Source organism: Streptomyces sp. NPDC057428, from assembly GCF_042803195.1.
GTDB lineage: Bacteria > Actinomycetota > Actinomycetes > Streptomycetales > Streptomycetaceae > Streptomyces.
The window spans coordinates 40,449-66,904 of the sequence record NZ_JBHVCT010000027.1; the positions used below are offsets into that span (position 1 = coordinate 40,449).

The 26,456-nt window shown below is 71.5% G+C and carries 26 protein-coding genes and 2 pseudogenes; 16 read left to right on the forward strand and 12 right to left on the reverse strand.

The window, feature by feature from the left end:
• The first annotated feature begins 184 nt into the window (after positions 1-184).
• Positions 185-1,579, forward strand: coding sequence for an aldehyde dehydrogenase family protein (locus ACFU5K_RS13640; protein WP_384060267.1), 1,395 nt, complete (start codon positions 185-187; stop codon positions 1,577-1,579).
• 31 nt (positions 1,580-1,610) lie between these two features.
• Positions 1,611-2,690 carry a Zn-dependent alcohol dehydrogenase gene (locus ACFU5K_RS13645; RefSeq protein WP_384060269.1) on the forward strand — a complete coding sequence of 360 codons (1,080 nt, stop codon included), beginning with the start codon at positions 1,611-1,613 and terminating at the stop codon, positions 2,688-2,690.
• Positions 2,691-2,872: 182 nt separating this feature from the next.
• Here the strand turns inward: ACFU5K_RS13645 and ACFU5K_RS13650 are convergent, their stop codons facing one another.
• Positions 2,873-3,868: a DMT family transporter gene (locus tag ACFU5K_RS13650; protein WP_384060272.1), complete on the reverse strand. Its 996-nt coding sequence runs from the start codon at positions 3,866-3,868 to the stop codon at positions 2,873-2,875.
• 215 nt (positions 3,869-4,083) lie between these two features.
• Positions 4,084-4,758, reverse strand: coding sequence for a TetR/AcrR family transcriptional regulator (locus tag ACFU5K_RS13655; RefSeq protein ID WP_384060275.1), 675 nt, complete (start codon positions 4,756-4,758; stop codon positions 4,084-4,086).
• Between the two features lie 65 nt (positions 4,759-4,823).
• On the opposite strand from ACFU5K_RS13655, the gene ACFU5K_RS13660 reads away from it, so the two are divergent.
• The 3 genes from ACFU5K_RS13660 to ACFU5K_RS13670 all read left to right on the forward strand — a co-directional run bounded on the left by ACFU5K_RS13660 (position 4,824) and on the right by ACFU5K_RS13670 (position 7,037).
• A complete protein-coding gene (locus ACFU5K_RS13660) occupies positions 4,824-5,975 on the forward strand; it encodes an acyl-CoA dehydrogenase family protein (protein WP_384060278.1) in 1,152 nt (383 codons plus the stop codon).
• 61 nt (positions 5,976-6,036) lie between these two features.
• Positions 6,037-6,318, forward strand: coding sequence for a YiaA/YiaB family inner membrane protein (locus tag ACFU5K_RS13665; protein WP_384060358.1), 282 nt, complete (start codon positions 6,037-6,039; stop codon positions 6,316-6,318).
• Between the two features lie 95 nt (positions 6,319-6,413).
• Positions 6,414-7,037 (forward strand): TetR/AcrR family transcriptional regulator, encoded by a 624-nt coding sequence (locus tag ACFU5K_RS13670; RefSeq protein WP_384060281.1) that lies wholly within the window; start codon positions 6,414-6,416, stop codon positions 7,035-7,037.
• Between the two features lie 37 nt (positions 7,038-7,074).
• Here the strand turns inward: ACFU5K_RS13670 and ACFU5K_RS13675 are convergent, their stop codons facing one another.
• On the reverse strand, positions 7,075-7,536 hold the full coding sequence (locus ACFU5K_RS13675) for a MaoC family dehydratase (protein WP_384060282.1): 462 nt from the start codon (positions 7,534-7,536) through the stop codon (positions 7,075-7,077).
• A gap of 158 nt (positions 7,537-7,694) precedes the next feature.
• On the opposite strand from ACFU5K_RS13675, the gene soxR reads away from it, so the two are divergent.
• Positions 7,695-8,168, forward strand: coding sequence for a redox-sensitive transcriptional activator SoxR (gene soxR / locus ACFU5K_RS13680; RefSeq protein ID WP_384060286.1), 474 nt, complete (start codon positions 7,695-7,697; stop codon positions 8,166-8,168).
• A gap of 106 nt (positions 8,169-8,274) precedes the next feature.
• Here the strand turns inward: soxR and ACFU5K_RS13685 are convergent, their stop codons facing one another.
• Entirely contained in the window at positions 8,275-8,889 is a 615-nt protein-coding gene (locus ACFU5K_RS13685; protein ID WP_384060289.1) for a hypothetical protein, read from the reverse strand.
• Positions 8,890-9,110: 221 nt separating this feature from the next.
• Here ACFU5K_RS13685 and ACFU5K_RS13690 point away from each other — a divergent pair, with 221 nt between their 5' ends.
• Positions 9,111-11,939 (forward strand): penicillin acylase family protein, encoded by a 2,829-nt coding sequence (locus ACFU5K_RS13690; RefSeq protein ID WP_384060291.1) that lies wholly within the window; start codon positions 9,111-9,113, stop codon positions 11,937-11,939.
• Positions 11,940-12,070: 131 nt separating this feature from the next.
• Here ACFU5K_RS13690 and ACFU5K_RS13695 read toward each other — a convergent pair whose 3' ends face one another.
• On the reverse strand, positions 12,071-13,339 hold the full coding sequence (locus tag ACFU5K_RS13695; protein ID WP_384060294.1) for an exo-beta-N-acetylmuramidase NamZ domain-containing protein: 1,269 nt from the start codon (positions 13,337-13,339) through the stop codon (positions 12,071-12,073).
• Between the two features lie 172 nt (positions 13,340-13,511).
• Here ACFU5K_RS13695 and ACFU5K_RS13700 point away from each other — a divergent pair, with 172 nt between their 5' ends.
• The 4 genes from ACFU5K_RS13700 (at position 13,512) to ACFU5K_RS13715 (ending at position 16,829) form a co-directional block, all read left to right on the forward strand.
• Positions 13,512-14,276: an SDR family oxidoreductase gene (locus tag ACFU5K_RS13700; protein WP_384060297.1), complete on the forward strand. Its 765-nt coding sequence runs from the start codon at positions 13,512-13,514 to the stop codon at positions 14,274-14,276.
• Positions 14,273-14,524 (forward strand): hypothetical protein, encoded by a 252-nt coding sequence (locus ACFU5K_RS13705; RefSeq protein ID WP_384060365.1) that lies wholly within the window; start codon positions 14,273-14,275, stop codon positions 14,522-14,524. The genes ACFU5K_RS13700 and ACFU5K_RS13705 overlap by 4 nt, the downstream gene beginning before the upstream one ends.
• 38 nt (positions 14,525-14,562) lie before the next feature.
• The gene (locus ACFU5K_RS13710) at positions 14,563-15,156 is read left to right on the forward strand and encodes a TetR/AcrR family transcriptional regulator (RefSeq protein ID WP_384060300.1); all 594 of its coding nucleotides are present in this window, start codon (positions 14,563-14,565) and stop codon (positions 15,154-15,156) included.
• Between the two features lie 359 nt (positions 15,157-15,515).
• Positions 15,516-16,829, forward strand: a complete 1,314-nt coding sequence (locus tag ACFU5K_RS13715; RefSeq protein WP_384060302.1) for a M28 family metallopeptidase — start codon at positions 15,516-15,518, stop codon at positions 16,827-16,829.
• A gap of 55 nt (positions 16,830-16,884) precedes the next feature.
• On the opposite strand, the gene ACFU5K_RS13720 is transcribed toward ACFU5K_RS13715, so the two are convergent.
• From ACFU5K_RS13720 to ACFU5K_RS13745, 6 genes are all read right to left on the reverse strand, one after another.
• Positions 16,885-18,099 carry an acyl-CoA dehydrogenase family protein gene (locus tag ACFU5K_RS13720; RefSeq protein WP_384060304.1) on the reverse strand — a complete coding sequence of 405 codons (1,215 nt, stop codon included), beginning with the start codon at positions 18,097-18,099 and terminating at the stop codon, positions 16,885-16,887.
• A 7-nt stretch (positions 18,100-18,106) separates the two neighbouring features.
• Complete coding sequence (locus ACFU5K_RS13725; protein WP_384060307.1) at positions 18,107-19,129, reverse strand: phosphotransferase family protein; 1,023 nt, start codon at positions 19,127-19,129, stop codon at positions 18,107-18,109.
• A 186-nt stretch (positions 19,130-19,315) separates the two neighbouring features.
• Positions 19,316-19,627, reverse strand: a complete 312-nt coding sequence (locus ACFU5K_RS13730) for a DUF202 domain-containing protein (RefSeq protein WP_384060310.1) — start codon at positions 19,625-19,627, stop codon at positions 19,316-19,318.
• Entirely contained in the window at positions 19,624-20,019 is a 396-nt protein-coding gene (locus ACFU5K_RS13735) for a YidH family protein (protein ID WP_384060315.1), read from the reverse strand. Before ACFU5K_RS13735 ends, ACFU5K_RS13730 begins: the two co-directional genes overlap by 4 nt.
• Positions 20,016-20,543, reverse strand: a complete 528-nt coding sequence (locus ACFU5K_RS13740; RefSeq protein ID WP_384060317.1) for an NUDIX hydrolase — start codon at positions 20,541-20,543, stop codon at positions 20,016-20,018. Before ACFU5K_RS13740 ends, ACFU5K_RS13735 begins: the two co-directional genes overlap by 4 nt.
• Positions 20,530-21,447 carry a DMT family transporter gene (locus ACFU5K_RS13745; protein WP_384060319.1) on the reverse strand — a complete coding sequence of 306 codons (918 nt, stop codon included), beginning with the start codon at positions 21,445-21,447 and terminating at the stop codon, positions 20,530-20,532. Before ACFU5K_RS13745 ends, ACFU5K_RS13740 begins: the two co-directional genes overlap by 14 nt.
• 148 nt (positions 21,448-21,595) lie before the next feature.
• Here ACFU5K_RS13745 and ACFU5K_RS13750 point away from each other — a divergent pair, with 148 nt between their 5' ends.
• Positions 21,596-23,251, forward strand: a complete 1,656-nt coding sequence (locus tag ACFU5K_RS13750) for an FAD-binding dehydrogenase (RefSeq protein WP_384060322.1) — start codon at positions 21,596-21,598, stop codon at positions 23,249-23,251.
• Between the two features lie 84 nt (positions 23,252-23,335).
• Here ACFU5K_RS13750 and ACFU5K_RS13755 read toward each other — a convergent pair whose 3' ends face one another.
• Positions 23,336-23,767 (reverse strand): ASCH domain-containing protein, encoded by a 432-nt coding sequence (locus ACFU5K_RS13755; RefSeq protein ID WP_384060325.1) that lies wholly within the window; start codon positions 23,765-23,767, stop codon positions 23,336-23,338.
• Positions 23,768-24,007: 240 nt separating this feature from the next.
• Between ACFU5K_RS13755 and ACFU5K_RS13760 the strand changes: the two are divergent.
• The 4 genes and pseudogenes from ACFU5K_RS13760 to ACFU5K_RS13775 all read left to right on the forward strand — a co-directional run.
• Positions 24,008-24,305, forward strand: a pseudogene (locus ACFU5K_RS13760) (hypothetical protein); the annotation flags it as partial.
• Positions 24,301-24,999: pseudogene (locus ACFU5K_RS13765) on the forward strand (amino acid permease); the annotation flags it as partial. The pseudogenes ACFU5K_RS13760 and ACFU5K_RS13765, both read left to right, overlap by 5 nt.
• A 78-nt stretch (positions 25,000-25,077) precedes the next feature.
• Complete coding sequence (locus ACFU5K_RS13770; RefSeq protein WP_384060327.1) at positions 25,078-25,848, forward strand: molybdopterin-dependent oxidoreductase; 771 nt, start codon at positions 25,078-25,080, stop codon at positions 25,846-25,848.
• Positions 25,849-25,861: 13 nt separating this feature from the next.
• The gene (locus ACFU5K_RS13775; RefSeq protein ID WP_384060330.1) at positions 25,862-26,455 is read left to right on the forward strand and encodes a cytochrome b/b6 domain-containing protein; all 594 of its coding nucleotides are present in this window, start codon (positions 25,862-25,864) and stop codon (positions 26,453-26,455) included.
• Position 26,456: the final 1 nt, after the last annotated feature.

Here is a 26,456-nt window from a genome sequence, read left to right on the forward strand (position 1 = left end):
CGGAGCACGGCCCCGGGACATTCGCGGTGAGCCGTGCGACCGTTGGCACGGTCGCGCGTGATCTGCGTCTCCGGCCGTTCCCTGGCGCCGAAAAACTAACAGCGCTAGTTTGGGCCCGGGACGGCATCCGTCCGTACGACGCAAGGCTTCGGCGGCAGGCACAGCGAGCCCGGGAGGATCAGCCATGAAGGCGCATGACGGGATGTACATCGGCGGGGAGTGGCGGCCCGCCGCCGGACGGGACACGATCGCGGTCGTGAACCCGGCGGACGAGCAGGTCATCGGGCACGTCCCTGCGGGCACCGCCGCGGACGTCGACGCCGCGGTGGGCGCCGCCCGCGCGGCCTTCCCCGGCTGGGCCGCCACCCCGCCCGCCGAGCGCGCCGCCCGGCTCACGGCCCTGCGTGACGCGCTCGTTGCCCGCACGGACGAGTTCGCCGAGACCGTCACCGCCGAACTCGGCTCACCGCTCCCGCTGTCCCGCACAGTGCACGCGGGCGTCCCGGTGCTCGTGGCGGGTTCGTACGCCGAACTGGCCGCCTCCCACGTCTTCGAGGAGAAGCTGGGCAACTCCACCGTCCTGCTGGAGCCCGTCGGCGTCGTCGGGGCGATCACGCCCTGGAACTACCCGCTGCACCAGATCGTCGCCAAGGTGGCCCCCGCGCTCGCCGCAGGCTGCACCGTCGTCCTGAAGCCCGCCGAGGACACCCCGCTCACCGCGCAGCTCTTCGCCGAGGTGACTCAGGAGGCCGGCCTGCCAGCCGGTGTCTTCAACCTGGTCACCGGGACCGGCGCCGTCGCGGGCCAGGCGCTCGCCGGGCACGAGGACGTCGACCTCGTGTCGTTCACCGGGTCCACCGCGGTCGGCAGGCAGATCGGAGCCGCCGCGGGAGCCGCCGTGAAGCGCGTCGCCCTGGAGCTGGGCGGCAAGTCGGCCAACGTGATCCTGCCCGGCGCCGACCTCGCCAAGGCCGTCAACGTCGGCGTCGCCAACGTGATGTCCAACTCCGGCCAGACGTGCAGCGCCTGGGCCCGGATGCTGGTCGACGCGGAGCGTTACGAGGAGGCCGTGGCCCTCGCTGCGGCGGCCGTGGCCAAGTACGTGCCCGGTGAGCGCGTCGGCCCCGTCGTCAACGCCAAGCAGCAAGCCAGGGTGCGGGGTTACATCGAGAAGGGTGTCGAGGAAGGGGCCCGCCTGGTGGCGGGCGGCCCAGAGGCACCCAAGGAGCGGGGCTACTACGTCAGCCCCACCGTCTTCGCCGACGTCACCCCGGACATGACCATCGCGCAGGAGGAGATCTTCGGCCCGGTGCTCTCGATCCTGCGGTACGAGGACGTGGACGACGCCCTGCGGATCGCCAACGACACCGTGTACGGGCTCGCCGGCGCGGTCTGGGGCGCTGACGACGAAGAGGCGGTGGCTTTCGCCCGCCGCATGGACACCGGGCAGGTCGACATCAACGGCGGGCGCTTCAACCCCCTCGCCCCCTTCGGCGGCTACAAGCAGTCGGGGGTGGGGCGTGAGCTCGGCCCGCACGGCCTCTCCGAGTACCTCCAGACCAAGTCCCTCCAGTTCTGAGTCCCACGCCGATCCGCCGAGGAGTCATTTCGTGGTCCGCGCCGCCGTACTGCCAGCCGTCGGATCTCCCCTGGAGATCGCCGACATCGAACTCCCGGAGCCCGGCCCCGGCCAGGTGAGCGTCAGGCTCACCGCCGCCGGGGTCTGCCACTCCGACCTGTCCCTGTCCGACGGCACCATGCGGCTGCCGGTCCCCGCGGTCCTCGGCCACGAGGGCGCCGGCACGGTGCTCGCCGTCGGCGAGGGTGTCACCCACGTTGCCGCGGGCGACCCCGTGGTCCTCAACTGGGCCCCGTCCTGCGGGGTCTGCTTCCACTGCGGGATCGGCGAGGTCTGGCTCTGCGCCGACGCGCTGAAGGGCGCGGCCCGCGTCCACGCCCGTACGGCGGACGGCACCGAACTCCACCCGGGGCTCAACGTCGCCGCGTTCGCGCAGGAAACGGTCGTCGCCGGAAACTGCGTGCTGCCCGCCCCGGCCGGCATCCCGCTCGACGACGCCGCCCTGCTCGGCTGCGCCGTCCTGACCGGATACGGCGCGGTGCACCACTCCGCGCGGGTGCGCGAGGGCGAGAGCGTCGTCGTCTTCGGCATCGGCGGCGTCGGCCTCGCGGTCCTGCAGGCGGCCCGGATCGCCGGAGCGTCCAGGATCATCGCCGTCGACGTGTCGCCGGAGAAGGAGGAACTGGCCCGCCGGGCCGGCGCCACCGATTACGTCGTCGCCTCCGACACCACCCCCCGCGCCGTACGCAAGCTCACCGGGGGCCAGGGTGCGGACGTGGCCGTGGAATGCGTGGGGCGGCCCACCACGATCCGGGGTGCCTGGGAGTCGACCCGCAGGGGCGGACGGACCACGGTCGTCGGGATCGGCGGCAAGGACCAGGCGGTGTCGTTCAACGCCCTGGAGATCTTCCACTGGGGCCGCTCGCTGACCGGCTGTGTCTACGGCGACAGCGTTCCCGAGCGCGACCTGCCGGTGCTGGCCGAGCACATCCGCGCGGGCCGTTTCGACCTCTCGATGATGGTCACCGAGCGGATCGCGCTGGAGGGCATCCCGGCGGCCTTCGAGAACATGGTCGCGGGCAAGGGCGGCCGCGCGCTGGTGGTCTTCTAGTGCCGCGACCGGCAATGTTTGCCCGGTAGGAGCGTGCGTGCTGGGCGGCGCGACGGGGCAAAGCTTGCCGGGAGGGGCACTAGCCGGGATCCGGGAGCGGGGCCGCGATCCGCCGCCCAGCTCCCGCCGCACGCCTCGGGGCGCACCTGCGGGAAGGACTCCGGTCCTCCCGGCGCCGGTCCTCAGGGCCGGTCCACCGCCACCTGCCCGGCCTCGGCGGGCGGCTCCACCGCCACCTGCTCCGCCGCCACCGCCATGCCGCCGGACGCGCCGCCGCGCCGCCCACGGGTCCGTGACACCGCCACCCCGGCCAGGCACAGCAGCCCGCCCCCCACAGTGAGCAGCGCGGGAACCTCGTCGAGCAGGACCCACGACATCAGCACCACCAGGGCAGGTACCGCGTACGTCGTCGCGCCCATCCGCCCCGCTGTGGTCCTCGCCAGGGCGTACGCCCACGTCGTGAAGGCCAGAGCCGTCGGGAACACGCCGAGGTAGACCATGTTCAGAGTGGCGGACAGCGGCGCGTGGGCCGCCTCGGAGACGAGTACGCCGCTGAAGGGCAGGCAGGCGACCGTACCGATCAGGCAGCCGAACGTGGTGATCTGCAAAGGGGATCCGTGCCGGAGCGCAGGCTTCTGGATGACCACCCCTCCCGCGTACGCCACCGCGGCCAGCAGGCACAGGAGCACGCCCAGCACCGAGGAACCGCCGTGGCCCGACATCGACAGACCGACGACGACGGCGCCCGCGAACGAGACGCCCATCCCCGTCAGGAGCCGGCGCGGCAGGCTCTCCCCGAGGAGCTTGGCGCCCAGCAGCGCCATCAGGATCGGCCCGATGTTCACGACCATGGCCGCCGTACCCGCGTCGACCTGCTGCTCACCCCAGTTGAGCACCACCATGTAGAGCCCGAACCACAGCAGCCCGGATCCGATGACGCCGGGCCACGCCGCCCGCGACGGCAGCCCCTCGCGGCGCAGCAGGAGGATCGCGCCGAGGGTCAGCGTGCCCGCGAGCAGCCGGCCCAGGGCCAGCGCCCCGGGGGAGTAGGCCTCGCCGGCGCTGCGGATGGAGACGAAGGCCGAGGCCCAGAGGAGCACGGTGGTGCAGGCTGCGGCCGGGGCGCGCCAGTCGCGTACCGGTGAGGAGGCCACGGGTGGTGGCGGTGTCGAGGTCATGACGACGACCGTAGGGCCGTCACGCTTCGGGGCCCACCGAATTGTCAGGGAGCGTCAAGTGACGCCGCCTGGACGCCCAGGAGCCGGTACAGCGCCTCCCTCCCCGGGGAAGTCGCCCGCACCGCTCTCCCGGTCCCGACCCCGCTCGCACCACCCGGAGTCCAGCCGGGGCGCGATCGGGTCGTGCGTCGTACGGGCCATGCGTCCAGGATGCGTCAGGAACCGTTCGGCGACGGCCGAACCGCACGGCCGGCCGCTGCCTGCTCGTACTGCAGTTCCAGGCCGTCCAGCAGGGCGCGCAGCCCTGTCTCGAACGCGCCCTCGTCGACCTGCTGGCGGCGGTCGGCCAGCAGGTGGGCCTGGCCGAGGTGGGGGTAGTCGGCGGGGTCGTACGCGGTCTCGTCGTCGACGAATCCGCGCGCGAAGGAGCCGAGGGCCGAGCCGGTGATGAAGTAGCGCATCAGCGCGCCGATGTAGGTGGCCTGCGCGGGCGGCCAGCCGGCCCGGACCATGGCGCCGAAGACGGCGTCTGCGACCCGCAGGCCGGCCGGCCTGCGGCCCGGGCCCTGGGCGAGCACCGGGACGATGTGCGGGTGCGCGGCGAGCGCCGCCCGGTAGGAGACGGCCCAGTCGTGCAGGGCGGCGGGCCAGTCGCGCGGGTCGGACTCCTCGAACATCGACAGGTCGACCTGCGCCGAGACGGCGTCGGCGACCGCGTCGAGGATCTCGTCCTTGTTCCGGAAGTGGTTGTAGAGCGAGGGCCCGCTGACCCCGAGCTCCGCCGCGAGACGCCGGGTCGAGACCGCGCCCAGTCCCTCGGCGTCCACGAGCGCGCCCGCCGCCTCGACGATGCGGTCTCTGCTCAGGAGGGGCTTGCGCGGTCGGGCCATGCGGCACATAGTAGGGCCTGCGAATCAAAAACTAGCAGTGCTAATTAAAAGTGGGGTGTCGCAGGATGAACCTGGAGCTGAGTGAGGAGCAGGACGCCGTCCGGCAGCTCGCCGAGGACTTCGTCGCGCGGGAGATCACCCCGCACGTCGTCGAGTGGGACCGTGCCGAAAGTGTCGACAAGTCGATCGTGAAGAAGCTCGGTGCCCTGGGCTTCCTGGGGCTGACCGTTCCCGAGGAGTACGGCGGCTCCGGCGGTGACCACCTCGCGTACTGCCTGGTCACCGAGGAGCTCGGGCGCGGTGACTCCTCCGTGCGCGGCATCGTGTCCGTATCGCTCGGACTCGTCGCCAAGACGATCGCGTCCTGGGGGAGCGAGGAGCAGAAGCGGCGGTGGCTGCCGCCGCTCACCGCGGGCGACGCCGTGGGCTGCTTCGGTCTCACCGAACCGGGCACAGGCTCCGACGCCGGCAACCTCACGACCCGGGCCGTGCGCGACGGCGGAGAATACGTCATCAACGGCAGCAAGATGTTCATCACCAACGGCACCTGGGCCGACGTGGTCCTGCTCTTCGCCCGCACCGGCGACACCCCGGGGCACCGGGGGATCTCCACGTTCCTGGTGCCGGCCGACTCCCCGGGCCTGACCCGGCGTACGGTCCACGGCAAACTCGGGCTGCGCGGCCAGGCCACCGCCGAACTCGTGCTGGAGGACGTCCGCGTCCCCGCCTCGGCCATGATGGGCCCCGAAGGGAAGGGCTTCTCCGTCGCCATGTCGGCCCTCGCCAAGGGGCGGATGTCGGTCGCGGCCGGCTGCGTCGGGATCGCCCAGGCCGCACTGGACGCGGCGGTGCGCTACGCGGGCGAACGCGAGCAGTTCGGCAAGCCCATCGCGAGCTACCAGCTGGTCCAGGAGCTCATCAGCGACATCTCCGTGGACGTCGACGCCGCCCGGATGCTGACCTGGCGGGTGGCCGACCTCGTCGACCGGGGTCAGGAATTCGCCACCGCGGCGTCCACGGCCAAGCTCTTCGCCTCCGAGGCCGCGGTGCGCGCCGCCAACAACGCCCTCCAGGTCTTCGGCGGTTACGGCTACATCGACGAGTACCCCGTGGGCAAGCTGGTCAGGGACGCCCGCGTGATGACCCTCTACGAAGGCACCAGCCAGATCCAGAAGCTCATCATCGGCCGCGCCCTGACGGGCGTCTCCGCATTCTGAACCGGACCTGGGCCGGGGCCGGCGCCCCGGCCCGTTGAGTACCGGATGAGTACGCCGACGGATACCGGGGGCCCTGTGGCGCGGCGGATGCTGTCCCCATGGCCAGGCCGTCCTCTCCTTCGGCGTGGCGATGGGGGCCGTGGCCCTCGGCATCTACTTCCTCGACGTCGACGCCTGGGTGTGGGCCTTCCTCGCCATCGGCGTCCTGTATCTGGTCACCTCGTGCTTCACCCTCGCCAAGGTGATCAGGGACCGGCAGGAGGCGGGCCAGATCATCAGCCGGGTCGACCAGGCCCTGCTGGAGAAGATCCTCGCCGAGCACGATCCTTTCCAGAAGCTCTGACGGTCTCTCCCCGTCCTCCGTCCGCCGACGATCTAAGCGCTTGCTCAGGTTCGCGGTATGGTGTTCGTCCTGCCAGCGGAAAGGGGCACGTGGCGATGAGTACGGCGCAGGGGACCGACGGCGAGAACATGCCGTGGAGCGAGGTCACGCCCGAGGCGGCCAGGCGACTGCTCGTCGCGGCCGTCGAGGCATTCGCCGAGCGTGGCTACCACGCCACCACCACCCGGGACATCGCCGGCCGGGCCGGGATGAGCCCGGCCGCCCTCTACATCCACTACAAGACGAAGGAGGAGCTGCTCCACCGCATCAGCCGGATCGGCCACGACCGCGCGCTGCTCCTCCTGGAGACGGCCGCAGGCAGTGGTGGTACGGCGTCCGAGCGGCTCGCCGACGCGGTGCGGTCCTTCGTCAGCTGGCACGCCGAGCGGCACACCACGGCGCGCGTCGTGCAGTACGAGCTGGAGGCCCTGGCCGAGGAGCACCGCACGGAGATCGTCGCCCTGCGCCGGCGGACCGACGCCGTGGTGCGCCGCATCATCGGCGAGGGCGTCGAGGCCGGCGAGTTCGACGTCCCCGACGTGCCGGGCACCACGCTGGCCGTGCTCTCCCTCTGCATCGACGTCGCGCGCTGGTTCAACGCGCAGGGCAGCCGCACCCCCGAGGAGGTCGGTACGCTCTACGCGGACCTGGTCCTGCGGATGGTGGGCGCACAGAGGTGACGCCGGGCTCCCGCGGGGGCCCGGCGCCTCCCACCGCTCAGAAGTAGTAGCGCGACACCGACTCCGCGACGCAGGCGGGCTTGTCGCTGCCCTCGCGCTCGACGGTGACGAGGGCGGTCACCTGTACGCCGCCGCCCGCCTCCTCGACGCTCTTGAGCACCGCCGTGGCGCGCAGCCGTGAACCGACGGGGACGATCGACGGGAAACGGACCTTGTTGGTCCCGTAGTTGATGCCCATCTTCGCGCCCTCGACCCGCAGGATCTGCGGGACGAACACCGGCAGCAGCGACAGCGTCAGGTAGCCGTGCGCGATCGTCGTGCCGAAGGGGCCGCCCGCGGCGCGCTCCGGGTCCACGTGGATCCACTGGTGGTCGCCGGTGGCCTCCGCGAACTGGTCGATCCGCTTCTGCTCGATCTCCAGCCAGTCGCTGTGACCGAGTTCCTCGCCCACGCCGTCCCGCAGCTCCTGAGCGGACGTGAAGATCTTCGGCTCTGCCATGTTCCTGGTCCCTGCCTTCCGGCTGTCCTTCGCCATGCCCGGGCAATGTCTAAGCGCTTGCTCAGCATGGTCGGGCCGCGCTTCCCTGTCAACGACGAACCGGCCGGGTTCCGCAAGTGACGGGCGGGCGGGGACGCGTGGCCACTAGCGTGGGGGGAGTGCCACAGATCCCGCAGACCTACCAAGAACTCACCGTCGGCCAGCTCTCCGCCCGTAGCGGCGCCGCGGTGTCCGCCCTGCACTTCTACGAGTCCAAGGGCCTGATCAGCAGCACCCGGACCAGCGGCAACCAGCGCCGTTACACCAGGGACGCCCTGCGCAGGGTGGCCTTCGTCCGGGCGGCCCAGCGGGTGGGCATCCCGCTGGCCACCATCAGGGACGCGCTGGCCGAACTGCCCGAGGAGCGCACGCCGAACCGCGAGGACTGGGCGCGGCTCTCCCGGGCGTGGCGCTCGGAACTCGACGAGCGCATCAAGCAGCTGGGGCGGCTGCGCGACCATCTCACCGACTGCATCGGCTGCGGGTGCCTGTCGCTGGAGACCTGCGTGCTGTCCAACCCCGACGACGTGTTCGGCGACCGGCTGACCGGGTCGCGCCTCATGCCGGAAAGGGGCACGGCGAAGCGCCCCTGAGCGTACCGTTCTCCGTCCGGGCGTGTTCGGTGCGCGTGCGCGACGTCCCCGCGCGGGGCTGTCCACGCGCCCGCACCACGGCCGGCCGTTGTCTCGGGGAGGGCACTCAGGCCGCCGACGCTGCCAGGTCCCTGGACCGCACCCCCCGGGCCCTGGCCAGCGCGCCCGCCGTCAGGACGGGCCGGGGGACCACGATCCCGCACCGTGTGCAGACCGGGCCTGCCCCGGGTTCGCGGTCCAGGTCATGCCGCCAGACGATGCCGGTCCCGGTGCAGACTGGACACGCCGTGCCGGGTTCGGAGCCGAGGGCCGAGATCAGCCGTCCCAGGACCTCGGCCAGGGGCGCGCTCGGGTGGACGCCCGGATCGTCGCAGTGCGCGATCCCGTAGCCGCCCCAGGTCCTGCGGTGCCAGTCGTCGAATGTGCCGGGCCTGCGCAGCCCGTCGTGCTTCTCGCGTCGCCGCCGCTCGGCGAACCCTGTCTCGTACACGAGCCACACGGCCCGCGCTTCTTCCAGCTCTTCCAGCGCGTGGATCAGTCGCGCCGGGTCGGGGGCTCGGTCCTCGGGCCCGATCCCGTGCCGGGCGCACAGGTGATCCCAGGTCGCCCGATGACCGTACGGGGCGAATCGTTCCAGGCATTTGCGCAGCGAGTACCGCCGCAAAGCCAGATCGCCCTGCGGATCGCGGACCTGTCTCGCAAGACTCCGGAAACCGGCCATGGCACTGCCACCTCCGTCGCTCGTACTTCGGCGTCAAGGGATGGACGTACGACTGCCCGATTCGGCTCCATCGAAAGGTGAAATGCGTCCACGGATCGAGACGGCCCGTGTGAGACCGTGCACAGGCGTGTGGCGATTCGGAAAAAGTGACTGATGTTCATCTTACCGGCGTGGCGTACCGCCAGTAACCTCCGGCGCATCGGCCACCCGGAGGAGCAGGCATGCCCCCACGCACCCGCACGCTCGGAGCCGCCGCAGTCGCGGCCGTTCTCGCTCTCGGCACGTCCCTTCTCGCCTCGGCACCCGTCGCCGGAGCGGCACAACCTAAGCCCCTCGCCGTCACCGACCACTGCGCGAGCCAGTGCGCGGACATCCTGCCGCCCGGCGAGAACGGCAACGCCACGCTCGTCGAGATCCTCGGCAACAAGGCGTTCGGCACCCATCCCGCGCACAGCGACGACCAACTCGACCGCTACAACGGCCTGGTCGCGGGCCACACCGGCCTCACCGACCAGAAGCTCACCGACTTCTTCAACGACGCCTCCTTCGGCGTCGCCGCGAACCAGGTGGAATCCGTCACCTCGCCGCGCGAGGACGTCACCATCACCCGCGACAGGAAGAGCGGCGTTCCGCACATCAAGGGCACCACCCGCTACGGCACGGAGTTCGGCGCGGGATTCGCCGCCGGGCAGGACCGGCTGTGGCTGATGGACCTCTTCCGGCACATCGGCCGCGGCGAGCTGACCTCGTTCGCCGGCGGAGCCCTGGCCAACCAGGGCCTGGAGCAGCAGTTCTGGCCGCAGGCCCCGTACACCGAGGCGGATCTCGAAGCCCAGGTCGAGCGCATCAGGACCACCGAGGGCGCGCTCGGCGAGCAGGCGATGGACGACGCGCAGGCCTACGTCGACGGCATCAACGCCTACCGGGTCAAGTCGAAGAACGGCCGCTACTTCCCCGGTGAGTACGTCCTCACCGGCAAGATCGACGCGATCACGAACATCGGCGAGATCCAGCCGTTCAAGCTGACCGACCTGATCTCGATCGCCTCCGTCGTCGGAGGGCAGTTCGGCGGGGGAGGGGGCGGCGAGGTCCAGGCCGCGCTCTCGCTGCTCGCCGCCCAGCAGAAGTACGGCGTCGAGGAGGGCACCCGGGTCTGGGAGTCCTTCCGCCAGCGCAACGACCCCGAGGCCGTCCTCACCGTGCACGACGGCACCTCGTTCCCGTACGCGGGCAAGCCCGACAACGCCCGTGGCACCGCGCTGCCCGACCCGGGCTCCGTCACCCCCGAACCGCTCATCCACGACCGCACCGGTTCGGCGGGCAGCAACCGCAAGGCACCCGTCGACGCGCCGGCCTCGCTGAAACCGCTGCAGGGTGTGTTCGACGACGGCGTGATACCCGAGGGCTCGCTCCCCGGATCCGGCGACGGCGCCCAGAAGCGGGGCATGTCCAACGCCCTGCTGGTGTCAGGCAAGCACACCGCGAGCGGCAACCCGATCGCCGTCATGGGCCCCCAGACCGGCTACTTCGCCCCGCAGCTGATGATGCTGCAGGAGCTCCAGGGGCCGGGCATCAGCGCCCGGGGCGTCTCCTTCGCCGGTGTCGGCATGTACATCCAGATGGGCCGGGGCCAGGACTACGCCTGGAGCGCCACCTCCGCCGCCCAGGACATCACGGACACCTACGCCGTCGAACTCTGCGAACCCGACGGCTCCACGCCCACCAAGGACTCCGCGCACTACCGCTTCCGGGGCGCCTGCGCGGCGATGGAGAAGCTCGAACGCGGCAACTCCTGGAAGCCCACCGTCGCCGACTCCACCGCCAAGGGCTCCTACCGGATGCAGGTGTGGCGCACGGACTACGGCATCGTCACCCACCGCGCCACGGTCGGCGGCAAGCCCGTCGCCTACACCTCGCTGCGCACCACCTACCGTCACGAGGCCGACTCGATCATCGGTTTCCAACTGCTCAACGACCCGGCGTACGTGACGGACGCGGCCTCCTTCCAGCGGGCGGCGAGCCACATCGACTACGCCTTCAACTGGTTCTATGCGGACTCGCGCACGGCGGCGTACTACAACAGCGGCATGAACCCGGTGCGCGCGGCCGGCGTCGACGCCGCCCTGCCGGTCAAGGCCGAGCAGGCGTACGAGTGGCGGGGCTACGACCCGGCGGCCAACACCACCGACTACACCCCGTTCGCCGAACACCCGCAGTCCAGCGGCCAGGACTACTACATCTCGTGGAACAACCGGCAGGCCAAGGACTACTCCACCGCGGCGTTCGGATTCGGCGCCGTGCACCGGGGCGACCTCCTCGACGACCGGGTCTCCGCACTCGTGGAGGACGGCGGCGTGACCCGCGCCTCCCTCACCCGCGCCATGGCGGAAGCAGCACTCACCGACCTGCGCGGCGAGCAGCTGCTGCCCGAGCTCCTGAAGGTCCTGCGTTCCCAGCCGGTCACCGACCCGGCGCTCAACACGGCGGTGCAGCAACTCGACTCCTGGCGGGCCGCCGGGGCCCAGCGCAAGGAGACCGGCCCCGGATCGCACACGTACACGCACGCGGACGCCGTACGGATCATGGACGCGTGGTGGCCGAAGCTGATCGAGGCGGAGTTCCGTCCGGGGCTGGGCGACGGCCTCTACGGCGCGCTCACCGCGAGCCTGGCCACGGACGAGTCCCCGGCGGCGAGCCACGGCCCCAGCGGTGCGCACAGCGGCTCCGCGTTCCAGTACGGCTGGTGGGGCTTCGCGGACAAGGACCTGCGTCAGGTCCTCGGGCAGCCCGTCAAGGGGCCGCTGGCGAAGACGTACTGCGGTGGCGGCGACCTCGGCGCCTGCCGTTCCGCGCTGCTCAGCACCCTGAAGGAGGCGGCGGCCGTACCCGCGGCCACGGTCTACCCGGGTGACGACAGCTGCAAGGCCGGCGAGCAGTGGTGCACCGACGCGATCGTCCACCGTCCGCTGGGCGGGATCTCGCAGAAGTCGATCCACTGGCAGAACCGGCCGACGTACCAGCAGGTCGTGGAGTTCCCCTCGCACCGCTGAGTGAGCACCCGCAGTACCGGACAGGACCTCTGCCGCAACTTCCTGACAGCTCCGCAAACGAGCTGAGACGGAGGCGGGGTGGTACGGGCCCGGCCCGTACCACCCCGCCTCCGCGTCCGTACGCCGGCGACTCACCTGTACAGCAGGTACTCCCGCCGCATCTTCCGGAACGCGGCGAGGTCGGCCTGCCAGGCCCCCACCACCTCGTCCGTGTCCGCTCCCGCGTCGATCATGGTGCGTACCCGGGTGTTGCCCGAGAGCCGGTCGATGGCGTTGTCGGGCCGCCAGCCGAACCCGCTCCAGGTCCGCTTGGCCGTCACCAGCAGCGCGATCCCGGTGCGTACCGGGTCGAAGACCTCCCGGTCCTGGACGTGCACCTGCACCCCGCCCACCGTCTTCCCCTGGAACTTGGAGAACGTCGGCGTGAAATAGGCCTCGCGCAACGCCACCCCTGGCAGGTCCAGCGCGTTGGCGGCTGCCGCCCAGCGGTGGTCGACGCCTTCCGCGCCCAGCAGCTCGAAGGGCCGCGTCGTGCCCCGGCCCTCGGACAGGAGCGTGCCTTCGAACAGGCACGTACCCGAGTAGACCAGCGCCGTGTCCGGGGTCGGCATGTTGGGGCTCGGCGGGACCCACGGAAGACCCGTCGCGTCGAAGAAGTCGCCGCGCCGCCACCCCGACATCTTCACGACGTCCAGCTCCACGGGGCGGTCCGCCAGGAACTCGGAGTTGAAGAGCAGGGCCAGCTCAGCGACCGTCATGCCGTGCGCCTGGGAGATCTCCCGGCGGCCCACGAACGACGCGAAGGCCCGGTCGAGCACGGGACCCAGGGCGGCGCGGCCGGTGACCGGGTTCGGCCGGTCCAGCACGACGAACCGCTTGCCCGCGAGCGCCGCCGCCTCCATGCAGTCGTACAGCGTCCAGATGTACGTGTAGAAGCGGGCACCCGCGTCCTGGATGTCGAAGACCACCGTGTCGACGCCCGACGCCGTGAAGATGCCGGCGAGGGCCTGCCCGCTCTTCAGATACGTGTCGTAGACCGGGAGCCCGGTCGCGGGGTCGTCGTAGCGCCCCTCCGAGCCGCCCGCCTGCGCCGTCCCCCGGAAGCCGTGCTCGGGTCCGAAGACCGCGGTCAGATTCACCCGGTCGTCGGGATGCATCACATCGACGATGTGCCGGACGTCCGAAGTGATCCCGGTGGGGTTGGTGACGATGCCGACCTTCTCCCCGGCCAGCATCCGGTAACCGCCGGCGGCCAGCCGGTCGAAACCGGTGCGGACACGGCCGTGCCCGGCGCCTGGCCCCCGGCCCGCCGCCGCGGCCGTCCCTGGCCCGGCGGCGGTGGCCGCGAGGGCCCCGATCGCTCCGCCGACTGCCAGCACACCACGCCTGGACAGGGTCATTGCACTACCTCCATGATCGCGACGACTGCCATGGTCACGCACGCTAGCGCGGGTGTGGTCTACACGGAACGCCCAGGACTGGGCAGATTCCCAGTCCTGCCCCGGGCCCCTTCCCCCATCACATACCGACTGGTTAGTCTGCCGGGTAGGACGGACGGGAAAGGCGGGACCGATGAGTACGGTGCAGGGCGCTGGCGTAGTGGTGACCGGAGCCGGAGGCGGTATCGGAGCCGCTCTGGCCCGCAGATTCGCCGCGGAGGGTGCACGGGTCGTCGTCAACGACCTCGCGGCGGACCGGGTCGAGGCGCTCGCCGAGGAGATCGGCGGCACCGTCGTGGCCGGCGACGCCTCCACCGTCGTGGACGCCGCGCGTGAGGCACTCGGCGGCACCGTGGACGTCTACTGCGCCAACGCCGGTCTCGCGTCGGGGGGCGACGCCTTCGCCGACGAGGACGTGTGGGCCGCGGCCTGGGACGTCAACGTGATGGCGCACGTCCGCGCGGCCAAGGCGTTGCTGCCCGACTGGCTGGAGCGTGGCAGCGGCCGTTTCGTCTCCACCGCGTCGGCGGCGGGACTGCTCACGATGATCGGGGCGGCCCCGTACAGCGTTTCCAAGCACGGTGCCGTCGCCTTCGCCGAATGGCTCTCCCTGACCTACCGGCACCGCGGCGTCAAGGTCCACACGATCTGCCCCCAGGGGGTGCGAACGGACATGCTCACGGCCGCCGGATCGGCGGGCGACCTCGTCCTCGCCCCCACCGCGATCGAACCGGAAGCGGTCGCCGACGCACTGTTCGAGGCCATGGAGCAGGACCGCTTCCTGGTGCTGCCGCACCCCGAGGTCGCCGGCTACTACCGCGCCCGCGCCAAGGACCCCGACCATTGGATCGGCAACATGAACCACCTGCAGCAGAAGTGGGAGGCGACCGGCGCATGACCGAGTCGATCTACGCGGCGAAGCCCTGGACAGCGCTGCTCGGCGAGGCCCAGCTCGCCCTCGTCCACCCGGCCGAGACCGTGGTGCACGCCTTCCGCGCCGCCGTAGCGGGCCCCGGACCGCACCGCACTCACCGCAAGGAGCGGCCGGCGGCGTACAAGTACCCGCGCGAAGTGGAGATCCTGACGGAACTTCCCAAGACGGCCAGTGGGAAGATCCTGAGGCGGGAACTGCGTTCCCCCCGGTAGAGCGGTTCACGCACGGTACGAGAGGACAGGTGGCGGCAATGGCCAAGGCGACGGAGGGGAACGGTGTGCCCGTTCCCCAGAGGCTGCTGGCCGCCGCGACCCGGCTCTTCGCGGAGCGTGGTTACGACCGCACGTCCGTCCAGGAGATCGTCGAGGCGGCGGGGGTCACCAAGGGGGCCCTCTACCACTACTTCGGCTCCAAGGAGGACCTCCTCCAGGAGGTCTACGCCCGGGTGCTGCGGCTCCAGCAGGAGCGGCTGGACGCCTTCGCCGACGCCGAGGCGCCCGTCGAGGAGCGACTACGGGACGCCGCGGCCGACGTCGTCGTCACGACCATCGACAACCTCGACGACGCCTCCATCTTCTTCCGCTCCATGCACCACCTGAGCCCGGAGAAGAACAAGCAGGTGCGGATCGAGCGCCGCCGCTACCACGAACGCTTCCGGGCCCTGATCGAGGAGGGGCAGAGGGCCGGCGTGTTCTCCTCGGCGACCCCGGCCGACCTGGTCGTCGACTACCACTTCGGCTCGGTGCACCACCTCTCCACGTGGTACCGCCCGGACGGCCCGCTCAGTCAGCAGGAGGTCGCCGACCACCTGGCGGACCTGCTGCTGAGGGCGCTGCGCCCCTGAGGGCTGCCACCCTGACGGATCCGCGCCCCTGACGGATCGGGCCGGCGGCCCGGGATCGGTCGGGGTCCGGTATGCCGAGGGCGATGAGGAGTTCCGGGGTGAGCTCCTCCGCGAAGACGCGGATCGCGTGAGCGCCTTCCGGACGAGCTCCTCGTCCTCGTACAGCCCCGCGGCGGCGGGACGCTCACCTCGTATGTCCGTATACCGGACAGTGCTGCCCGAATCCTGCTCTTGACTGTACGCGGACATTGATTGAGCATCGGGGGCGCACTTCGCACCGCCAGCTCCAGGCCCCGGGCCGTGCACGGACGGGGACCCCCGCACGTTCCGTCACTCCCCAACGGAATCCGGAGCCTGACATGAGACCTCACCGCCTCAGATCCCTGCCCGCCGTCGCGCTCGCCGCGACCGCCCTACTGGCAGCCGCGGCCCCCGCGGTCCACGCGGAACCGGCCGCCCCCGCGGTCGCCGCCGCCCCCGACATACCCCTGGCCAACGTCAAGGCGCACCTCACCCAGCTCCAGTCGATCGCCACCGCCAACGGCGGCAACCGGGCCCACGGGCGCACCGGTTACAAGGCGTCCGTCGACTACGTGAAGGCCAAGCTGGACGCGGCCGGATACACCACGGCCCTCCAGCAGTTCACCTCCGGCGGCGCCACCGGGTACAACCTCATCGCCGACTGGCCGGGCGGTGACCCGGACAACATCCTCATGGCCGGCTCGCACCTCGACTCGGTGACCTCCGGAGCCGGGATCAACGACAACGGTTCCGGATCGGCGGCCGTGCTGGAGACCGCCCTCGCGGTCTCCCGGGCGCAGCTCGCGCCCGACAAGCACCTGCGCTTCGCCTGGTGGGGAGCCGAGGAGCTGGGCCTCGTCGGATCGAAGTACTACGTCAACAACCTGGCCTCCACCGAGCGTTCCAAGCTCGCCGGCTATCTCAACTTCGACATGATCGGGTCGCCCAACCCGGGCTACTTCGTCTACGACGACGACCCGGTCATCGAGCAGACCTTCAAGGACTACTACGCCGGTCTGTCGATACCCACGGAGATCGAGACCGAGGGCGACGGACGTTCCGACCACGCCCCGTTCAAGAGCGCGGGCGTCCCGGTGGGCGGCCTGTTCTCGGGTGCGGACTACACGAAGACGAGTTCCCAGGCCCAGAAGTGGGGCGGCACGGCCGGTCAGGCCTTCGACCGCTGCTACCACTCGTCGTGCGACACGACGGCGAACATCAACGACACGGCCCTGGACCGCAACAGCGACGCGGTGGCCCATGCGATATGGACCCTGTCCGCCGGCACGGTCACCCCGCCGACCGGGACCGTCTTCAGCAACGCCGCCAACTACAACGTGCCCGACAACGGCGCCGCGGTGTCCTCCCCGGTCGCGGTGACCGGGCGTACGGGCAACGCCCCTTCCGCGCTCAAGGTCGGTGTGGACATCAAGCACACCTACCGCGGTGACCTCGTCGTCGACCTGCTCGCTCCCGACGGGACGGCCTACCGGCTGAAGAACTCCAGCAGTAGCGACTCCGCGGACAACGTGATCGCGACGTACACGGTCAACGCGTCGAGCGAGGTGGCCAACGGCACCTGGAAGCTGCAGGTCAGGGATGTCGCCGCGCAGGACACCGGCTACATCGACAGCTGGCAGCTCACCTTCTGACCCGCCTTCTGGCCCGCCGGGGAGGTGCCGTACCGGCGCCTCCCCGCACCGGGGTTCAAAGGTACTTCTTGATCTCCCGCCGCGCCAGCGACCGCTGGTGCACCTCGTCAGGTCCGTCCGCCAGCCGCAGCGTCCGGGCCGAGGCCCAGAGTTCGGCCAGCGGGAAGTCCTGGCTGACGCCCCCGGCGCCGTGCAGCTGCACCGCCCGGTCGAGGATGTCGCAGACCGCGCGCGGGGTGGCGATCTTGATCGCCTGGATCTCGGTGTGCGCCCCGCGGTTGCCCACCGTGTCCATCAGCCACGCCGTCTTCAGGACCAGCAGCCGCAGCTGCTCCACCGTCACCCGGGCGTCCGCGATCCAGTTCTGGACGACGCCCTGCTGGGCGAGCGGCTTGCCGAAGGCGTTGCGGGCGACGGCCCGCCTGCACATCAGCTCGATCGCGCGCTCGGCCATCCCGATCAGCCGCATGCAGTGGTGGATACGGCCGGGACCCAGCCGCGCCTGGGCGATGGCGAAGCCGCCGCCCTCCTCACCGATCAGGTTCGAGGCCGGCACGCGCACGTCGGTGAACACGACCTCGGCGTGGCCGCCGTGCGAATGGTCCTCGTAGCCGTACACCTGCATCGCCCGGCGCACCTCCAGCCCCGGGGTGTCGCGCGGGACGAGGATCATCGACTGCTGGCGGCGGATGTCCTCACCGTCCGGGTCCGTCTTGCCCATCACGATGAAGACCGCGCAGTCGGGGTTCATCGCCCCGGAGATGTACCACTTGCGCCCGTTGATGACGTAGTCCTCGCCGTCCCGGGCGATCCGCGTCTCGATGTTCGTCGCGTCCGACGAGGCCACCTCGGGCTCCGTCATCGCGAACGCCGAGCGGATGTCCCCGGCCAGCAGCGGCTCCAGCCACTGCTTCTTCTGCGCGTCCGAGCCGAACTGGGAGAGCACCTCCATGTTCCCGGTGTCCGGGGCCGCGCAGTTCACCGCGGTGGGCGCCAGCTGGGGGCTGCGGCCGGTGATCTCGGCCAGCGGGGCGTACTGGAGGTTCGTCAGCCCGGCGCCGTACTCCGCGTCCGGGAGGAAGAGGTTCCACAGGCCCTGCCTGCGCGCCTCCGCCTTGAGTTCCCCGACGATCCGCGGGGTGTCCCACGGCGAGGCGAGCTGTGCGCGCTGCTCCTCGGCGACCTGCTCGGCGGGGTACACGTGTTCGTCCATGAACGTGAGCAGCCTGGTGCGCAGCTCCTCGGTACGGGAGTCGAATGCGAAGTCCACGGTGTGATCAGCCTTCCTGGAGGGTGGTGAGGCCGTGCGCGATGAAGACGGGGACCAGGTCGCCGATGCGGTCGAAGCCGGCGCCGACCGTCTGGCCCAGCGTGTAGCGGTAGTGGATGCCCTCGAGGATCACGGCGAGCTTGAACCACGCGAACGCCGTGTACCAGGAGATGGCGGAGGTGTCACGGCCGGAACGCTCCGCGTAGCGCCGGATCAGCTCGGCGGGGCTGGGATGGCCCGCCGCACCGCTGGTCGTGGAGACCGGTGACTCCGGCAGGTCCAGGTCGGAGCTGTACATCACCAGCAGCCCGAGGTCGGTCAGCGGGTCGCCGAGCGTCGACATCTCCCAGTCCAGTACGGCCTTGATGCGGTCGTCGCCGCCGATCAGCACGTTGTCCAGGCGGTAGTCGCCGTGGACGACGGTGGGCGCGGGGGAGGCGGGAAGCTCCCGGCCGAGCGAGGCGTGCAGCTCGTCGATGCCCGCGAGTTCGCGGTTGCGGGACGCGTCCAGCTGCTTCCCCCAGCGCCGCAGCTGCCGGTCCAGGAAGCCGTCCGGGCGCCCGAAGTCGCCCAGGCCGATGCTCGCGGGATCCACCGCGTGCAGGTCCACCAGGGTGTCGACGAGCCCCAGGACGACGGCGTGGGTGCGCTCCGCGCCGAGCGGGGCGAGCTGCTCGGCGGTGCGGTACGGCGTCCCCTCGACGTACTCCATGACGTAGAACGGCGAGCCGATGACCGAGTCGTCCTCGCAGAGCAGGAGCGGCCGCGGTACGGGGACCGCCGTCGGGTGCAGGGCGCTGATCACGCGGTGTTCGCGCTTCATGTCGTGCGCGGTGGCAAGGACATGACCCAGTGGAGGCCTGCGCACGACCCACTGCCCGGAGCCGTCGGTGACGACGTAGGTGAGGTTCGAGCGTCCGCCCTCGATCACCCGTGCGTCGAGAGGCCCGTCGACCAGCCCCGGCCGCTCGCGGTCGAGATGGTCGCGCAGCAGGTCTAGGTCGAGACCTGGCGGGTGGACTGGGCTCATGGTGCGCACCTCCGGGGCGGTTGAACGGTCGGAACCATGATGCCGACCAGTCGGTATGTCGTCCAGTGTCCGCCCGGAATCGGCGAAGTGATCTCCGGCTCCGCGCGCAGGGTGCCCAGTCGGTCCTTCCTGGCCCGCACCGGTCACCGAGGGCCGAGAGTAGGGGGCCGGGGGCCGTGCGGACCGTCAGAAGAGCGTGGCGACGCCGAACACCGCGAGGGCGAGCGTGCACCCGGCAGCTGCCAGGGCATGGCGCGAGGACAGGGGGGCGGGCCGCGCGCTGCCCATGTCCGTGACCCGGCGGTGCGCCACCGCGAGGAAGCCCAGCCAGGCCACCAGGCTCAGCGCCACCGCGAGCACGCCGACCGGGCTCGCGCCGCCGTGCAGGGCCTGCCGGCCCGCCAGCAGACCCACCACGGTGTACGTCAGCGTGGTGCGCCGCCAGGCCAGTCGCGTCCGTTCCGGCTGGAGACCGGGATCGCGGGCCGGACCGGTCACCGGCCCTCCCAGCCGAACAGGACGACCACCACCATCGCGACCGCCACCACGGCGACGACCAGGCTCAGCAGCGCCGGGAAGCGGGACGCGGGCAGATCCTCGCCGCGCCGCATCGCCCGTTCGCACCGCACCCAGTGGTGCACGGCCCGCAGTGCGCAGAGCACACCCGCCGCCAGCAGCCCGAGGGCGAGGCCCGCCCGGATGCCCCAGGCCAGGTCGGGCAGGAACTGATCGACCGCGAAACCGCCGCCGATCAGCGCGAGAGCGGTGCGGATCCAGGCCAGGAAGGTGCGCTCGTTGGCCAGGGAGAAGCGGTAGTCCGGTGTGTCACCCTCTTCGCGGATCCGCTCGGGCGCGAACCACAGCCGGAGCCCCCGCACGAAGCCGCTCACGAGCCCGCCCCCGGCGAGCCCGCCCGGAAGTCCCGCAGCCGGTGGTACGTCTCCAGCCCGTCCGGCACCCAGGTCCAGTCGGGCAGCCGCTCCGACAGCTCGGAGTCCGTCAGGAAGGTGTGCCAGGCGACCTCCTCGCGCTGCGGCCGCACGGGCAGCTCGCAGCGCACCTCGTACACGTACGACCACCAGCTGTGCCCGTCGCCCTCGTAGAGGAACTTGAAGAGCGGTGTCGGGCGGGGGAGCCCGGACACCCCCAGCTCCTCCTCGGCCTCACGCAGCGCTGCCTCGTCGTAGGACTCGCCGGCGCCCACGACGCCACCGACGAACATGTCGTAGTGCGAGGGGAAGACGAGCTTCGTCGCCGTTCTGCGGTGCACGAACAGCCGGCCTGCGCCGTCCCTCGCCTCGATGAAGGCGCAGCGGTGGCGCAGGCCGCGTGCGGTCGCCTCACCGCGTGTCGCCTGCCCGACGACCTCGTCGTTCTCGTCGACGATGTCCAGTACCTCGTCAGCCGGATTCATGCCGCCCATCCAACATCAACCGGTCGGCGGCCGTGGCACCGTGTTTCTCCTTCCCCACCGGCATGGCCGGGTGCAGCCCCAGCAGCACGATCCCGGCCACGATCGCCGCCAGCCCCGCGGCCTGCCAGGCCAGCGCGCCGGTGTCGGTGCGCACCTGGTCGCCGAGGAAACCGATCCCGCAGACGATCCCGGCCAGCGGCTGGGCGGCGGTCAGCGCCGGCAGCGACATCCGCAGCGGACCCGCCTCGAAGGCGCTCTGGACGAGGATCAGGCTGCTCACCCCCAGGACGACCAGGGCATACGGCTGCCAGCCCGTGAACAGCGCAGCCCATCCGCCCGCCTCCAGCCGCAGGACGCAGACCCGGGTCAGGGCGTCCTGGAGCCCGTACAGCAGACCCCCCGCCAGACCCAGCAGCGTGGGGGCCCAGGGGGTACGCGGGTGTCTGGCGAATGCGGTCAGGGCCAGCGCGACCCCGACCACCAGACCGATCACCAGCCAGTGCCGCAGCGGCTCCGTCACCGCGTCGCCGCCGCGCGGCTGGCCGGCCAGCAGGAACGTGGTGACACCTCCGGCCAGCAGCCACAGACCGCCCCAGCCCTGGCGGCCGAGCCGCTGCCCGGTGAAGTAGCGCGCGAGGGCGAGCGCGAAGAGCAGATTGGTGGCCAGCAGCGGCTCGACGACCGACACCTCGCCACGCCCGAGCGCCAGCGCCCCGAGGACCATGCCGCAGATCATCAGGCCGATGCCGGCCAGCCAGCTCGGCACCCTCATCAGGTCCAGCAGCAGCCGGGGCGAGAGGAAATCACTCGGCGGCGCGTGGCGGGCCGCGTCCTGCTGCAGGACGAAACCGAAGCCCGCACAGCACGCCGCGGCCACGGAAAGAGCGATCACCAGCAAGGACACGGTCCGACGATAGCCCTGCGGCCGTATCGGAGGCGTGAAGCCGGCGTCGACCGGACGGTTGACGTGGACGCGGCCCGTACAGAAGATCTGACCCTCAAGTAACTTCGCCCCGCTCTCCCGCCCCGCACCGCCCCGAAGGATGGAACCCATGGCGTACGACGCTGATGTGATCGTGATCGGGGCAGGACTCGCGGGGCTGGTCGCCACGGCCGAGCTCGTCGACGCGGGCCGGACCGTCATCCTCCTCGACCAGGAGCCCGAGCAGTCCATCGGCGGTCAGGCGCACTGGTCCTTCGGCGGGCTCTTCCTCGTCGACTCGCCCGAGCAGCGCCGCATGCGGATCAAGGACAGCCGTGAGCTGGCGATCCAGGACTGGTACGGCACGGCGGGCTTCGACCGCGAGGACGACCGCTGGCCGCGCCGGTGGGCCGAGGCGTACGTCGACTTCGCCGCCGGGGAGAAGCGTTCCTGGCTGCACGCCCAGGGGATGCGTTTCTTCCCCGTCGTCGGCTGGGCCGAGCGCGGCGGTTACGACGCGACGGGCCACGGCAACTCCGTGCCCCGATTCCACATCACCTGGGGCACAGGTCCCGGGGTCGTCGCCCCCTTCGAGCGGCGGGTCCGCGAGGGTATGGCGAAGGGGCTCGTCCGTCCTCTGTTCCGCCACCGGGTGACGGGCCTCGGCCGCTCCGCGGGCGCGGTCGACACGGTCACGGGCGAGATTCTCGCGGAGAGCGGCGCCGAGCGGGGCACCGCGAGCGGCCGTGAGGTCGCAGGGTCATTCGAGCTGAGGGCCCAGGCCGTGATCGTCACCTCCGGGGGCATCGGCGGCAACCACGACCTCGTGCGCTCCCAGTGGCCCGAGCGGCTGGGCACCCCACCGGAGAAGATGCTCTCCGGGGTACCCGCCCACGTCGACGGTCTGATGCTGGGCATCGTCGAGAAGGCCGGCGCCCGCCACATCAACCGCGACCGGATGTGGCACTACACCGAGGGCATCGAGAACTGGAACCCGATCTGGGACAAGCACGGCATCCGGATCCTGCCCGGCCCGTCCTCCCTCTGGCTGGACGCCCGCGGCAAGCGACTGCCGGTGCCGCTCTTCCCGGGCTTCGACACGCTGGGCACCCTCGAACACATCATGCGGTCGGGATACGGCTACACCTGGTTCGTCCTCGACCAGAAGATCATCGGCAAGGAGTTCGCGCTCTCCGGCTCCGAGCAGAACCCCGACCTCACGGGGAAGTCGGTCCGCGGCGTGTTCGGCAGGGCGCGTGCCGACGTGCCCGCGCCGGTCAGGGCCTTCATGGACAAGGGCGTGGACTTCGTCGTGGAGAAGGACCTCGGCGCGCTCGTGCGGGGCATGAACGCCCTCACGGGCGAGGGCCTGATCGACGAGGACGGCCTGCGACGCGAGATCACGGCCCGCGACCGCGAGATCGCCAACCCCTTCACCAAGGACCTGCAGATCACAGCGGTCAACGGAGCCCGCTCCTACCTGGGCGACAAGCTGATCCGCACCGCGAAGCCGCACCGCATCCTCGACCCGGCCGCCGGTCCGCTGATCGCCGTCCGGCTCAACATCCTGACCCGCAAGTCGCTGGGCGGCCTGGAGACCGACCTGTCCTCCCGGGTCCTCGCCGAGGACGGCGCACCGCTGTCCGGGGTGTACGCGGCGGGGGAGGCGGCGGGCTTCGGCGGCGGCGGGGTCCACGGCTACCGGTCGCTGGAGGGGACGTTCCTGGGCGGCTGCATCTTCTCCGGCCGTACCGCCGGCCGGGCGGCCGCGAAGGCCGTCGGCTGACGCGGCGTGTGACGGGCGGTGCGCGGCCGCCCGCCACACCGGCCGCCCGTCACACCAGTCACTCCACGGCCGCCCGGGCGCCCGTCACACCAGCCGTTCCACCACCCGGAACCGCTCGGCCACGATCATCGTCCCGTCGTCCACGGTGAACAGCGGGTCCCCGAGGGCTTCCCGCACCTCCTCGCCGTGCCAGAACACCTCGTGCCCCGCCCGCCACTCCGCGACCGAGGCGTGCCCTTCCGCCTCGTCCCGCACGTGCCGCTCATCGACCGACCCCAGAGGCAGAACCCGTACCTCCGTCAGTTCGACGACGGCGACCTCCCGCCCCTCGGAGTCGATGAGCGCGGAACGCTCGCCCACGGGCGGAAGCTCCTCCTCCTCCTCCTCCGCCTCGTACTCGGCGAGCAGGCCGGAGGTCGAGACCTTCACGCCCGAGAGCACCGCCGCCACCAGCCGGTCGCGCAGGGGGCCGGGGAATGCGAGGAGGAAGGGCTTGAGCGGTTCAGGGTTCTCCATGGCGGCAGTGTGGCACGCGTCACCTCGCACCCACCCGCCGCTCCCCTGACCGGGGCGCGAACTGCGCGAAAGGGTCAGCCTGTCATCTTCGGCCGCCAACTGCTTCTAAGTTAAACGTAGTTGGGCCAAGTCCCCCTTGACTTGGAGCGTTGCCTACCGTTTTGCTGTGCGCGATTGTTTGCTCGCACACAGCATCGATATGCGCCGGTGCCATGTCGAAGTGGAAAAGGAAGCCTGCGGATGTCTCCGCCTCCGCCGCCCCTGGGCCGCTCCCGCCGCAGGAGCGGGCGCTCGGACCACACCTTCGACCCGGCGCTCGACGACGGCGAACTCATCGAGGTCCGCGGACAGTTCACCCAGGGCCGCTGGACACGGGCCCGCTCCCTGCTGGTCACCACGGGCACCGACTGGGACCGGAGGGGGCACCGCGTCCTCACCCTCGCCGCCGTCCCGTCCGCAGCCGGATGGGCCCGCGACTGGCTGCTCGCCGAACCGGGCAGCCCCGACGCGACCACGCTGCTCGCGTGCGCGGCCGTCGCGGGCCGGGCATGCTCTTCGGCCTCACCGAGGAGCGCCTCGGCGCCACGTTCACCGACGTCCTGCACGTCCTCTTCGTCACCGGCATGTTCGCCGCGCTGCTCAGTTTCCACAACGTGGTCGCCCGCTACGCGTTCGCCATGGGCCGTGAGGGACTGCTGCCCGCGGGGTTCGGCCGCACCAGCAAGGCGAGCGGCGCGCCCGCCACCGGATCCATGCTCCAGTCCGCGGTCTCCGTCGTCATCGTGATGGCCTTCGCGCTCGCCGACGACCACCCGGTCGGCGACCCCACGGCGCCCGTCCTGCACCTCTTCACCTGGATGGGCAACGTCGGCGCGCTCGGAGTCATCGTGCTGATGGCCGCGGCATCCTTCGCCGTCATCGCGTTCTTCGTACGCCGCGGAGCCGGCCGGGCCCAGGCACCCCGCCTCGTCGCCTCGGGACTCGCCGGCGCCGCCCTCCTCGCCATCGCCGTCTTCACGGTCCGGGACTTCGACGTCCTGGTCGGTTCCGGCCCCGGCTCGGTGCTCGACTGGGTGCTGCCCGGCGTCATCGTCCTCGCCCTCGTCGCCGGCCTCGCCTACGGGGCCCTGCTGCGCCGCACCAGGCCGGAGGTCCACGCGAGGATCGGGCTCGGCAACGAGGCCTTCCAGCTGGAGAAGGCATCGGAGGGCGTGACCGCGGGCCCGCGCTGACCGCCCCTGTCTTACCGAAGCGTGACGTGCGCCCGCGGCCCCTGGTGACGGGACGGCCGCGGGTGTTCGAATGGGCCGGTGAAACGTGAGACTCCCGACCCCGGCGGCCCCCCTCCCGTATCCGGGCCACCGCCCCACGCGGACGGCGCGGGCACGCCCCTCGGCCGCCGCCTGGTGCTGGCCATGCTCGGCCTCGGCGTCGCCGGGGTGGCCGCCGCCCCCTCCCTCCAGCGCGCGATGGAGAACGGACTGGGGGCCGTCGCCGACAAGGACCCCACCGGGCTCACCGGTCTGCTCCCCAACGGCGGCGGCTTCCGCTACTACTCCGTCACCACCTCCGTACCGGAGAAGACAGCCGCCGACTACCGCCTCACCGTGGACGGCATGGTGGACCGCCCGGCCACGTACACGCTCGACTCCCTGAAGGCACTGCCCCAGACCCGTCTCGTCCGCGACGTCCAGTGCGTCACGGGATGGCGGGTACCGAAGACCCCGTTCGAGGGTGTCGGCCTCCGGGCACTGCTGGACGCGGCGGGCGTACGGCCCGGGGCGAAGGCCGTACGCTTCACCTGCTTCGACGGTGCCTACAGCGAGAGCCTCACCCTGGAACAGGCCCGCCGCGCCGACGTCCTGGTCGCCCTGCGCATGAAGGACGAGCCGCTCGCCCACGCCCACGGCGGGCCGGTGCGCCTCTACGTCGCCCCCATGTACTTCTACAAGTCGGCGAAATGGCTGTCCGGGATCACCGTGACCGATTCCGTGCGCCCCGGATACTGGGAGGAGCTCGGTTATGACGTCGACGCCTGGGTCGGCCGGTCCAACGGCCGCGACGACACCCCCACCGTCTGAACCCCCGCCGAAGATGCGCCGGTTCAGCACCGCGGAGCGGTGGGTGCACCGCACCACGGCCTGGCTGGTAATGCTCTGCGTCGCCACGGCCGCCTGCCTGTACGTCCCGCAGTTCGCGGAACTCGTCGGCCGCCGGCACCTCGTGGTCACCGTGCACGAATGGTCCGGGCTGCTCGCCCCCGTACCGCTGCTCGCGGGACTCGTCTCCCGCGCGCTGCGCGCCGACCTCTCCCGGCTCAACCGCTTCGGACCGCACGACCGGCAGTGGCTGCGGGCCGCGCTGCGCCGCGACCGGTCACCCGGGTCCCGCCCGGCCGGGAAGTTCAACGCCGGGCAGAAGCTCTACGCCGCGTGGATCGCGGGCGCCGTGCTCGTCATGCTCGGTACCGGCCTGCTGATGTGGTTCACCGGGCTCGCGCCGCTGGTGTGGCGCACGGGCGCGACGTTCGTCCACGACTGGCTGGCACTCGCGGTCGGCATCGTCCTCGCCGGGCACACGGCGAAGGCGCTCGCCGACCCGGAGGCACGCCGTGGCATGCGCACCGGGTCGGTCGAGCGCCCCTGGGCCCGGTCCGAACACCCGCTGTGGCAGGAGCCGGACGAGTAGA

What these genes read in the sequence shown, in the direction of transcription:
- ACFU5K_RS13675 (WP_384060282.1), bottom strand. Translation starts at nt 7,536, where the DNA reads ATGGCAGAGCCGAAGATCTTCACGTCCGCTCAGGAGCTGCGGGACGGC.
- ACFU5K_RS13740 (WP_384060317.1), bottom strand. Translation starts at nt 20,543, where the DNA reads ATGAATCCGGCTGACGAGGTACTGGACATCGTCGACGAGAACGACGAG.
- ACFU5K_RS13640 (WP_384060267.1), top strand. Translation starts at nt 185, where the DNA reads ATGAAGGCGCATGACGGGATGTACATCGGCGGGGAGTGGCGGCCCGCC.
- ACFU5K_RS13750 (WP_384060322.1), top strand. Translation starts at nt 21,596, where the DNA reads ATGGCGTACGACGCTGATGTGATCGTGATCGGGGCAGGACTCGCGGGG.
- ACFU5K_RS13715 (WP_384060302.1), top strand. Translation starts at nt 15,516, where the DNA reads ATGAGACCTCACCGCCTCAGATCCCTGCCCGCCGTCGCGCTCGCCGCG.
- ACFU5K_RS13695 (WP_384060294.1), bottom strand. Translation starts at nt 13,339, where the DNA reads ATGACCCTGTCCAGGCGTGGTGTGCTGGCAGTCGGCGGAGCGATCGGG.
- ACFU5K_RS13685 (WP_384060289.1), bottom strand. Translation starts at nt 8,889, where the DNA reads ATGGCCGGTTTCCGGAGTCTTGCGAGACAGGTCCGCGATCCGCAGGGC.
- ACFU5K_RS13660 (WP_384060278.1), top strand. Translation starts at nt 4,824, where the DNA reads ATGAACCTGGAGCTGAGTGAGGAGCAGGACGCCGTCCGGCAGCTCGCC.
- ACFU5K_RS13725 (WP_384060307.1), bottom strand. Translation starts at nt 19,129, where the DNA reads ATGAGCCCAGTCCACCCGCCAGGTCTCGACCTAGACCTGCTGCGCGAC.
- ACFU5K_RS13755 (WP_384060325.1), bottom strand. Translation starts at nt 23,767, where the DNA reads ATGGAGAACCCTGAACCGCTCAAGCCCTTCCTCCTCGCATTCCCCGGC.
- ACFU5K_RS13690 (WP_384060291.1), top strand. Translation starts at nt 9,111, where the DNA reads ATGCCCCCACGCACCCGCACGCTCGGAGCCGCCGCAGTCGCGGCCGTT.
- ACFU5K_RS13655 (WP_384060275.1), bottom strand. Translation starts at nt 4,758, where the DNA reads ATGGCCCGACCGCGCAAGCCCCTCCTGAGCAGAGACCGCATCGTCGAG.
- ACFU5K_RS13710 (WP_384060300.1), top strand. Translation starts at nt 14,563, where the DNA reads ATGGCCAAGGCGACGGAGGGGAACGGTGTGCCCGTTCCCCAGAGGCTG.
- ACFU5K_RS13775 (WP_384060330.1), top strand. Translation starts at nt 25,862, where the DNA reads ATGCGCCGGTTCAGCACCGCGGAGCGGTGGGTGCACCGCACCACGGCC.
- ACFU5K_RS13650 (WP_384060272.1), bottom strand. Translation starts at nt 3,868, where the DNA reads ATGACCTCGACACCGCCACCACCCGTGGCCTCCTCACCGGTACGCGAC.
- ACFU5K_RS13670 (WP_384060281.1), top strand. Translation starts at nt 6,414, where the DNA reads ATGAGTACGGCGCAGGGGACCGACGGCGAGAACATGCCGTGGAGCGAG.
- ACFU5K_RS13705 (WP_384060365.1), top strand. Translation starts at nt 14,273, where the DNA reads ATGACCGAGTCGATCTACGCGGCGAAGCCCTGGACAGCGCTGCTCGGC.
- ACFU5K_RS13700 (WP_384060297.1), top strand. Translation starts at nt 13,512, where the DNA reads ATGAGTACGGTGCAGGGCGCTGGCGTAGTGGTGACCGGAGCCGGAGGC.